This window comes from Sphingomonas segetis (assembly GCF_009720245.1).
In the GTDB taxonomy this organism is placed as follows: domain Bacteria; phylum Pseudomonadota; class Alphaproteobacteria; order Sphingomonadales; family Sphingomonadaceae; genus Sphingomicrobium; species Sphingomicrobium segetis.
This window is the reverse complement of record NZ_WJSQ01000151.1, coordinates 1-6,304: the sequence shown is the minus strand read 5'-3', so window position 1 is coordinate 6,304 and position 6,304 is coordinate 1. Positions and strand designations below refer to the sequence as shown.

8 protein-coding genes are annotated in these 6,304 nt (G+C 65.5%); 4 read left to right on the top strand and 4 right to left on the bottom strand.

The genetic code is table 11. The features are described 5' to 3' along the window. The coding region (locus GH737_RS12225; protein ID WP_275401967.1) for a Sua5 family C-terminal domain-containing protein at nt 1–389 on the top strand (389 nt) is incomplete at its 5' end. Nucleotides 390–484: 95 nt separating this feature from the next. On the opposite strand, the gene msrA is transcribed toward GH737_RS12225, so the two are convergent. Together msrA and GH737_RS12215 are read right to left on the bottom strand one after the other, a co-directional pair. Continuing rightward, nucleotides 485–1,033 (bottom strand): peptide-methionine (S)-S-oxide reductase MsrA, encoded by a 549-nt coding sequence (msrA, locus tag GH737_RS12220; protein WP_155265086.1) that lies wholly within the window; start codon nt 1,031–1,033, stop codon nt 485–487. Nucleotides 1,034–1,128: 95 nt separating this feature from the next. Next, nucleotides 1,129–1,857, bottom strand: coding sequence for a PilZ domain-containing protein (locus GH737_RS12215; RefSeq protein WP_196233147.1), 729 nt, complete (start codon nt 1,855–1,857; stop codon nt 1,129–1,131). Nucleotides 1,858–1,960: 103 nt separating this feature from the next. Between GH737_RS12215 and GH737_RS12210 the strand changes: the two genes are divergently transcribed. Together GH737_RS12210 and GH737_RS12205 are read left to right on the top strand one after the other, a co-directional pair. Then, on the top strand, nt 1,961–2,344 hold the full coding sequence (locus tag GH737_RS12210; protein WP_155265084.1) for a response regulator: 384 nt from the start codon (nt 1,961–1,963) through the stop codon (nt 2,342–2,344). 2 nt (nt 2,345–2,346) lie between these two features. After that, on the top strand, nt 2,347–3,198 hold the full coding sequence (locus GH737_RS12205) for an EAL domain-containing protein (RefSeq protein WP_155265083.1): 852 nt from the start codon (nt 2,347–2,349) through the stop codon (nt 3,196–3,198). On the opposite strand, the gene amaB is transcribed toward GH737_RS12205, so the two are convergent. Further along, nucleotides 3,157–4,620: an L-piperidine-6-carboxylate dehydrogenase gene (amaB, locus tag GH737_RS12200; protein WP_155265082.1), complete on the bottom strand. Its 1,464-nt coding sequence runs from the start codon at nt 4,618–4,620 to the stop codon at nt 3,157–3,159. The genes GH737_RS12205 and amaB overlap by 42 nt on opposite strands. Further along, nucleotides 4,617–5,795: an aminotransferase gene (locus tag GH737_RS12195; protein ID WP_230558794.1), complete on the bottom strand. Its 1,179-nt coding sequence runs from the start codon at nt 5,793–5,795 to the stop codon at nt 4,617–4,619. The genes amaB and GH737_RS12195 overlap by 4 nt, the downstream gene beginning before the upstream one ends. A gap of 74 nt (nt 5,796–5,869) precedes the next feature. Here GH737_RS12195 and GH737_RS12190 point away from each other — a divergent pair, with 74 nt between their 5' ends. Next, complete coding sequence (locus GH737_RS12190) at nt 5,870–6,121, top strand: glutaredoxin domain-containing protein (protein WP_230558793.1); 252 nt, start codon at nt 5,870–5,872, stop codon at nt 6,119–6,121. Nucleotides 6,122–6,304: the final 183 nt, after the last annotated feature.

Sequence of the window (6,304 nt, the reverse complement as noted above, 5' to 3'; positions counted from 1 at the left end):
TCGCCATGCCGCTCGCCAGCCTGACCGAAATCAAGAATCGTCTTGGCGACGAAGTCGGAATTTCTTCATGGATCCCGGTTCCCCAAGAACGCATCGACGCCTTCGCCAACGCAACAGAAGACAGCCATTACGCCCCCTCGAAGCCGCTGCGGCTCGAGGTGACTGCAGCGGACGAAACGGAATATCTGATCGGGTTCGGCCCGATTGCGGGAGATGCGACGCTCAGCCGTTCGGGCGACCTCGTCGAGGCGGCTGCGACCCTGTTCGACCTGCTTCACGTTGCCGATGCTTCGGAAATGCCGCGGATCGCCGTGGCGCCCGTCCCGGACGAGCGGCTCGGCTCGGCGATCAACGATCGCCTGCGCCGGGCGGCGGCGCGCGGGGCATAAAAAAGAGGCGGCCGAAGCCGCCCCTTCCCCTGTTCGCGGACGCATTTGCACGGCGTCATTCGCTCGCCAAGGGAAAATCCGCCGACTTGCGGCAATCAAACGTTCGCTGTTGCCGATTTGACACGCGCCTGGAAGCTCTTGCGCAACTTCTGCAGCTTCGGCGGGATGTGCGCGATGCAATAGGGATTGCGCTGCCCTTCGCCGGCCCAATAATCCTGATGATAATCCTCGGCGGGCCACCACTCGCCCTTGGGCTCGACCGTGGTGACGACGCGACCGCCATTTTCTGCGTTGGCCCGATCGATCGCCCCGCGCGCCTTGCGTTCCTGCTCGTCGTTCTGGGGAAAGATCGCCGAGCGGTATTGAGTTCCGACGTCATTCCCCTGGCGGTTGAGCTGAGTCGGGTCGTGGGTCGCGAAAAAAATGTCGAGCAAATCGTCGTAGCTGAGCTGGTCGGGGTCGAAGGTGACCCTAATCGCTTCCGCATGGCCGGTGTCGCCGCCGCAGACCTGCTTGTAGGTCGGGTTGCCGAGCGTCCCGCCGGTGTAGCCGCTCTCGACCGTTTCCACGCCAATCAGGTCGCGGAACACCGGCTCGATGCACCAGAAGCACCCACCTGCAAGCACCGCGATCTCTTCCGCCATGAGCAATCTCCTTCTGCGAGGAGATAGGAGCGGCGAATCGCCATTGCGAGCTTGCATCCCCATCCTTGTCGGCGACGCCGGCGGGGAGGAGCGGATCAGTTGTTCCTGTATGCCGCCTTGAGGCTGGCGAGCTCGAGCCTTTTGCCGCACCATTCCGAAAGCTCGTCGAAGTCGAGCGGCTTGTCGAACACGATGCCGGCGCGGCGGTCGGAGTACCAGCGCACTTCGCCCTTCACCGGGCGGAGGCTCTCGATCACGACGACGACCTTCTTGCCGACGCAATATTCCTCGATCGGCTCGACCTTCATCCCGCCGAGCGAAATGTCGTGCACGTCGACGGTGTAATAGACCTTGCCGACGCGGACCGAGGCCTTGCACGCGATCTCTAGGCGCGGCGGACGAGCGCGGAAGCCGAGCCGCGGCTTGCGCCCGGCAAGCAGCTCGCCGAGGTCGACATTCTGGTCGAATTTGAACCCGACGAGATCATCGCGCGTCCAAACCACCGTGGCCGGAATTTTCTGCGATGAGACCTCGATCTCTGCGTGCTCGCCCACGGCCGGCACGCGGGTGACGATCGCCATGACGCCGCCGGCGGACATGTTCTTGACCCGGATCAGCTGCTGGTAGCCCGATGCGTCGACCAGCTTGCCGACACGCAGCATCGCGGATACGCGCTCATCCTCGCGCCGTTCAGCGGGACGTGGGACGGCGGTGGAGAGCGAAACCGTGGTCGATTCGAATGCAGCCTCGGCTTCGCCGTCGGAGAGCCCGGCCGATTTCCTGCGGATCAGCGATGCAAACATGCTTTTCAGAGGCCTCTTCACGCACGCAAATCGCGTCAAACCGGGACTTTATGGACACTGTGGTTAAAAGAGCGTTTCATCAGGTCGAAATGATGCTCGGTTGCCGCCCAGGGAAAGACGCTGAATGACGCAGCCGCGTCTGCTGCTGATCGACGACGAGCCGGCGCTGGCGGAATTCCTCGCCACGGCGGCCGAGGACAGCGGCTTCGAGCCTGTCATCACCGGCCACGACCAGGCGTTTCGCGAGGCATTTCTTGCCGAAGAACCGGACATGGTCGCGCTCGACCTCGGAATGCCGGGGATGGACGGCGTCGAACTGATCCGCTTCCTCGCCGAGCAGGACTACGCCGCGCCGGTGCTGATCGTCAGCGGCTTCGATCGGCGGGTGCTCGAATCCGCCTTCCGCCTCGGCGAGGCCCTCGGGCTGAAGATGGCTGGCCCGGTCGAAAAACCGGTCCGGTTCGAGGTGCTCCAGGACATGCTGAGCCGCCTGAAAGCGACGCTCTGACGGTGACTCGCGAAGACAAGGAGCTGCTCGCCGCGCTCGAACGCGCACTCAAGGCGCAGCACCTGCACATGTTCTACCAGCCCAAGGTCAGGCTTCGCGACGGCTCGCTTGCCGGCGTCGAGGCGCTGATGCGGTGGGATCATCCGGAGCTCGGCGCGATCGAGCCCTCGCGCTTCATCCCCATCGCCGAAGAGCACGGGCTGATCGACGACCTCACTCTATGGGGTCTTCGGACGATCCTCAGGCAATGGCTCGATTGGTGCGAGGACGGGATCGACACCACGATCGCGTTCAACATCTCCGCGCTGAGCCTTCAGCACCTCGATTTTCCAGATCTCGTCGAGCGGATGTGCCGCGCTCTCGAGGTGCCGGCCGACCGGCTGGTGCTCGAGCTCACCGAAGGCGCGACGCAGCCTCTGGTCAAGCTGATGGACACGCTGACCCGCTTCCGGATCAAGGGGATCGGCCTTGCGATCGACGATTTCGGGACGGGCTATTCCTCGCTGATGCAGCTCAGGCAACTGCCGTTCACCGAAGTGAAGGTCGACCGGGCATTTGTCGACGACGTCCCGCGCTCGCGCGACTGCCGGCTGATCGTCCAGACAGTCACGGAGCTTGCGCACGGGCTCGGGCTCACAGCGACCGCGGAGGGCGTCGAGACGCTCGATCAACTGCATTGGGTGGCCGAGCTCGGCTGCGACCTCGCTCAAGGCTATCTCATCTCGCCGCCGATGGAACCTGGCGTGCTTGGGGTGTGGAAAAAGGCGTTCCGTCGCGCCTGGCCGAAGATGATGACCGAAGAGCCGCTGGCGCTATGGGGCGACGTCGAAGCGGATGCCCTGGGCGAGCGGTAGGTCGCAGCCGTAATTGATCGTGTTGGTCTGGCGCCGCATGTAGGCGCGCCAAGCGTCGGAGCCGCTCTCGCGCCCGCCGCCGGTTTCCTTCTCGCCGCCGAACGCGCCGCCGATCTCCGCGCCCGAGGTGCCAATGTTGACGTTGGCGATTCCGCAGTCGGAGCCGCTCGCCGCCATGAACCGCTCCGCCTCACGCAGCTCGCTGGTGAAGATCGACGACGAGAGGCCTTGCGGGACATTGTTGTTGAGCGCGATCGCCTCGTCCAGCTCGCGGTAGCGGAGCACGTAGAGGATCGGCGCGAAGGTTTCCTCGAGAACGCTTCCCTCCTGCCCCGCCGCCTCGACGATCGCCGGCCGAACGTAGAAACCGCCGGGGACGGCGTCGACGCGCTCGATCGTCTCGCCGAGGACGGCCTTCATCGCATTGAACGCCGCTTCGTCGATCAGCGGGCCGACTAGGGTGTCCGGTAGCCGCGGGTCGCCGATCGTCACCTGGCCGAACGAGCGCCTCAGTCGCACCACCAGCTCGTCGGCGATGGACTCATGGACGATCAGGCGCCTCAGCGTCGTACAGCGCTGGCCGGCAGTGCCCACCGCCGAAAAGAGAATGGCCCGCTCGGTCAGCTTCAGGTCGGCCGACGGACAGACGATGGCCGAATTGTTGCCGCCAAGCTCGAGCAGCACCCGGCCGAAGCGCTGCGTGACGCGCGGACCGACGGTGCGTCCCATCGCCGTCGACCCGGTCGCCGACACAAGCGCGATGCGCTTATCGTCCACCAAGCTTTCGCCGACAGAGCTGTCGCCTTGCACGACCTGCACCAGCCCGTCGGGCGCATCGCCGAATTTCGCCATTGCGCGGCGCGCCAGCTCCATCACCAGCTCGGCGCACAGCGGCGTTTTCTCGCTCGGCTTCCAGATCACCGGATTGCCGCAGACCAGCGCCAGCGCCGCGTTCCACGCCCACACCGCCACCGGAAAGTTGAACGCGCTGATCACCAGCACCGGCCCGAGCGGATGCCACTGCTCCATCATCCGGTGCTCGGGACGCTCGCTCGCGATGGTGAGTCCGTGAAGCTGGCGAGATAGCCCGACCGCGAAGTCGCAAATGTCGATCATCTCCTGCACTTCGCCGAGGCTCTCGGCCATGATCTTGCCGGCCTCGAGCGTTACCAGCCGGGCCAGTTGCGGCTTGGCCCGCCGAAGCTCCTCACCCAGCGAGCGGACGAGCTCGCCGCGGCGCGGCGCCGGGACGGTCCGCCAGCGCTGGAAGGCCTCGGCGGCGGACTCAGCAGCGCTGTGCGGATTGCCGTTTGCGACTCGTCCGATCTCGGAACCGTCGATTGGAGAATGACTCACCAAATCGCCGGCGGACGCGATGCCGAAGAGTTGCAGCAGTTCGGCCGCCTCTTCGACGGGGCTCATGCTAACATCTCCCGCGCCCGCGCCATCGCTGCGACTCCAGCCTCGATCGTCTCGTCCTTCTTGCTGAAGCAGACGCGGACGAGGTGCCGCGGCGGGTCGCGCTCGGCGAACGCGGAGAGCGGTATCACGGCAACCCCGGCCTTCTCGACGGCGGCTGCGGCAAAGCTCTCGTCGTCGAGCGCGATACCCGAGGCGGCAAGGTCAACGCACATGAAGTAAGTCGCGGCGACGTCGAGCGTTGTGAACCCGGCGGCTCGCAATCCCTCGGCCATCAGGTCGCGCGAGCGCTGGAACCGATCCCGCATCGGCTGCAGCCACGCATCGCCATCGTTGAGTCCAAAGGCGACCGCGGCCTGGAGATTGGGCGCGGTCGAGAAGGTCAGGAACTGGTGCGCGCGAGCGACGAGCGGCGCGAGCTCGGGCGCGGCGACGATCCAGCCGACTTTCCACCCGGTCAGCGAAAAGATCTTGCCCGCCGAACCCACCTTGATGGTCCGCTCCGCCATGCCGGGGAGGGTCGCGAGCGGCGTGAAGCGGCGGCCGTCGAGAAGGATATGCTCCCACACCTCGTCGCTGATGACGATGAGGTCGTGATCGCGGGCAAGCGCGGCGATTACATCCAGCTCGTCCGGACCGAACAGCCGTCCGGCCGGATTGTGCGGATTGTTGAACAGAATCGCCCGGGTTTTCTGGGTTATTGCACGCGCAAGCGCATCGCCATCGATCCGCCACTCGGGCGGCTGCAGAGCGACTTCGACCGGCGTTCCGCCAGCGCGTCGGATCGTCGGCGCATAGCTGTCATAGGCCGGGGTGAGGATGAGGACCTCGTCACCGGGCTGCACGGTCGCGAGGATCGCCGATCCCAGCGCCTCGGTCGCGCCGCTGGTGACGCAGACCTGCTCCGCCTCAAGCTCTTCGCCGAAATGCCGGTTGTAGTGCGCCGCGACCGCTTGGCGCAGCGCCATCGTCCCGCGCGACGGCGCGTATTGGTTCGAGCCCTCGACTACAGCTGTGGCGGCCGCGTCGAGGATTTCCGGTGGCCAGCCGAAATCCGGAAACCCCTGGCCGAGGTTCACTGCTTCGAATTTTGCGGCGAGGCCGGACATGCGCTCGAAGACGCTGGTGTCCATTCGTTCGTAGAGCGGGTTCATGGCGGCTGCGCATAGCGCGGACATCGGCTCGCCGCGAGAGAGGCAACTTTGCACGGCGACAGGCATTGGATTGCGACACTTCACGAGAAAGAGTTCCCATGTCCCAGCGTCGCGTCATCCTGTACCGAATGAAGCTCCCCGAACACGAATGCCCCTATGGGCTGCGTGCAAAGCAACTGCTCGAGGAAGGCGGCATTCCGTTCGAGGAGCGGCTGCTGACGTCGCGCGACGAGGTCGATGCCTTCGAGGACGAGCTCGGAGTCGAAACCACGCCGCAGGTGTTCGTCGACGATGAGCGGATCGGCGGGAGTGAGGAACTTGCGTCCTGGCTCGAGACCAGCGCCACCTGAGCTTCTAAGGCGCGAGCGCCGCGGAAACGAACGCGAGCGGCCGCGCAAACGCTGCTTCAACCATGTACAGGGCCCCGCCAGCCAGCGATACGGCGATCGCGGCGACCGCCGCGAACTCAATCGCCCTGCCGCGCAAGCGGCTGCGGTCCTCCGGGCGCGGATGCCTGCGGCGCTCGCCGGGCG

Excerpts from the sequence above, each read along its gene's own strand:
- msrA (WP_155265086.1), bottom strand. The coding sequence starts at position 1,033 with ATGGCGGAAGAGATCGCGGTGCTTGCAGGTGGGTGCTTCTGGTGCATC.
- GH737_RS12210 (WP_155265084.1), top strand. The coding sequence starts at position 1,961 with ATGACGCAGCCGCGTCTGCTGCTGATCGACGACGAGCCGGCGCTGGCG.
- amaB (WP_155265082.1), bottom strand. The coding sequence starts at position 4,620 with ATGAGCCCCGTCGAAGAGGCGGCCGAACTGCTGCAACTCTTCGGCATC.
- GH737_RS12195 (WP_230558794.1), bottom strand. The coding sequence starts at position 5,795 with ATGTCCGCGCTATGCGCAGCCGCCATGAACCCGCTCTACGAACGAATG.
- GH737_RS12190 (WP_230558793.1), top strand. The coding sequence starts at position 5,870 with ATGTCCCAGCGTCGCGTCATCCTGTACCGAATGAAGCTCCCCGAACAC.